This is a genomic window from Streptomyces sp. NPDC002734 (assembly GCF_040295685.1).
GTDB lineage: Bacteria > Actinomycetota > Actinomycetes > Streptomycetales > Streptomycetaceae > Streptomyces.
On sequence record NZ_JBEOVU010000073.1, the window covers coordinates 1 to 1,864 of the forward strand.

The 1,864-nt window shown below is 65.3% G+C and carries 3 protein-coding genes; 2 read left to right on the forward strand and 1 reads right to left on the reverse strand.

The features are described 5' to 3' along the window. The first annotated feature begins 89 nt into the window (after nt 1-89). Nucleotides 90-344, forward strand: a complete 255-nt coding sequence (locus ABT026_RS32075) for a DUF6332 family protein (protein ID WP_351118724.1) — start codon at nt 90-92, stop codon at nt 342-344. Between the two features lie 42 nt (nt 345-386). Beyond that, nucleotides 387-1,225 (forward strand): IS5 family transposase gene (locus ABT026_RS32080; protein ID WP_351118726.1). Its coding sequence is split into 2 segments (ribosomal slippage): nt 387-726 and nt 726-1,225, totalling 840 coding nucleotides; the frame shifts between segments, so codons are not numbered across the junction. Here ABT026_RS32080 and ABT026_RS32085 read toward each other — a convergent pair. Continuing rightward, nucleotides 1,204-1,788: a hypothetical protein gene (locus tag ABT026_RS32085; RefSeq protein ID WP_351118725.1), complete on the reverse strand. Its 585-nt coding sequence runs from the start codon at nt 1,786-1,788 to the stop codon at nt 1,204-1,206. The two genes, ABT026_RS32080 and ABT026_RS32085, sit on opposite strands and share 22 nt — an antisense overlap. Nucleotides 1,789-1,864: the final 76 nt, after the last annotated feature.

The following is a 1,864-nucleotide window of genomic DNA, read 5'->3' on the forward strand; positions in this document are numbered from 1 at the left end:
TTAGAAGTCATCTCAATTGGTGGTCGAGCTGCCGTGAAAGTCCGGTCAGCGTAGGCGTGGTGGCTTGACCGCGATGTGAGACTTGCAGCATGGACATGGGGCGTGAGTCGCGATGGGAAAAGGACGCTATGACGGTGGAGATCGTCTTCGCCCTGGTGACTGCGGCCGCGCTGGCTGGGTTGATTTTCGTCGTCTCCTGGGTTCTCACCCTGCCCCTTGACCTCTCTGGTTCGGCAGAGAGGCGCGTGTTGACCGGTGGTGCCCTGCTCGGAGCGTCGGCCGGAGCGTGGCGTCTTGTACGGGTGCTGCTTCGCTTCGACAATCAGCGCCGTTTGGGTCGCTGACCACGGACCTTTCCTAACGGCCGGTAGCCTCTCAGCGTGGGGATCGTTGAGCGGCTGGTGCCGGATGAGCTGTGGCAGTTGTTCCAGCGAGTGGTCCCGCAGGCACCGTCGCGGCCCCAGGGTGGTGGCCGGCGTCGCCACGGCGACCGTGAGGTCCTGGCCGCGATCGTGTTCGTGGCGACCTCAGGCTGCACGTGGCAGCAACTGCCCTCGGCCTCGTTCGGGCCGTCCGGCGCGACGGCCCACCGCCGGTTCACCGAATGGACCAAGGCCCGGGTGTGGGCCAAGCTCCACCGCCTGGTCCTTGACGAACTCGGCGCCCGTGGCGACCTGGACTGGTCACGATGCGCGATCGACTCGGTGAACGTGCGGGCCCTGAAAAGGGGGACCTGACAGGTCCGAATCCTGTAGACCGGGGCAAGTACGGCTCGAAGATCCATCTGATCACCGAGCGGACCGGTCTGCCCATCTCCGTCGGCATCTCCGGCGCCAACGTCCACGACAGCCAGGCCCTGATCCCGCTCGTGAAGGGCATCCCTCCGATCCGGTCCCGCCGAGGACCGCGCCGACGAAGGCCCGGCAAACTCCACGCGGACAAGGGATACGACTACCGTCACCTGCGGCACTGGCTGGCACAGCGCGGCATTCAGCACCGCATCGCGCGTAAGGGCGTCGAGACCTCACAGCGACTCGGTCGACACCGCTGGACAATCGAACGGACGATGGCCTGGCTTGCCGGCTGCCGCCGACTCCACCGCCGCTACGAACGCAAGGCCGATCACTTTCTCGCCTTCGCGAGTATCGCCTGCACCATCATCTGCTTCCGCAGACTCGAGTCTGGGAGAAGCCGCGCGAGCGCTCAGGCGTTAGCGGCTCCGTAGTGCAGGACGCCACCTACGGGCAGCAAGTATCCAACGCCCCGTTCCTGCGGCATCTGCCCTGCCAATGTTCCGGCGTCCGCGCAGCCGGAGACCTCGAACCCGACGACCCCCAAGCTGAAGGCGGCTCTGGCGAACGTCTCCCTGCCCATGGCAGCCAGCCAGTCGTCCATCACGTCGGATCTGAAGAAGGGCCGGCCGTCCCAGTAGGCGAGGCCGGCGTTGTCCAGCGCGCCCACCGGAACATAGAAGTCCAGCCAGTCGCTGCTGTCATCGCCGCCACGGATGGCCACACAACCACACACGACCAGCTGATTCGTCGGCAGACGAACCTGACCGTGAAGGTGGCCGTACTGGGCCAGAGAGCTGACTGTGCACGGCACCGGGTCCTGCTCCTCAGGCTCAAGATCGCTCCGCCCGAAGCACCCCTGGACGCCAGCCACAGCCCACAGGGCAGTCAGTACGTCCTGCAATCGGGCATCATCGGTCGCCCCGACCTCGATCGCCAGCTCATAGAAGCCGTCGGACCAGTTGGTCGGGTTCCGGAAGGAAGCAGGAGACGTCATGACGTGATCATGCGTCCATGCTCACTCCAGAGCCACCAGATTGGGGCTGCGGCCAGCCAAATGAGATGACTTGTTA

Bases quoted from the DNA above. Each gene is read 5' to 3' on its own strand.
- ABT026_RS32075 (WP_351118724.1), top strand. From the start codon at position 90: ATGGACATGGGGCGTGAGTCGCGATGGGAAAAGGACGCTATGACGGTG.
- ABT026_RS32085 (WP_351118725.1), bottom strand. From the start codon at position 1,788: ATGACGTCTCCTGCTTCCTTCCGGAACCCGACCAACTGGTCCGACGGC.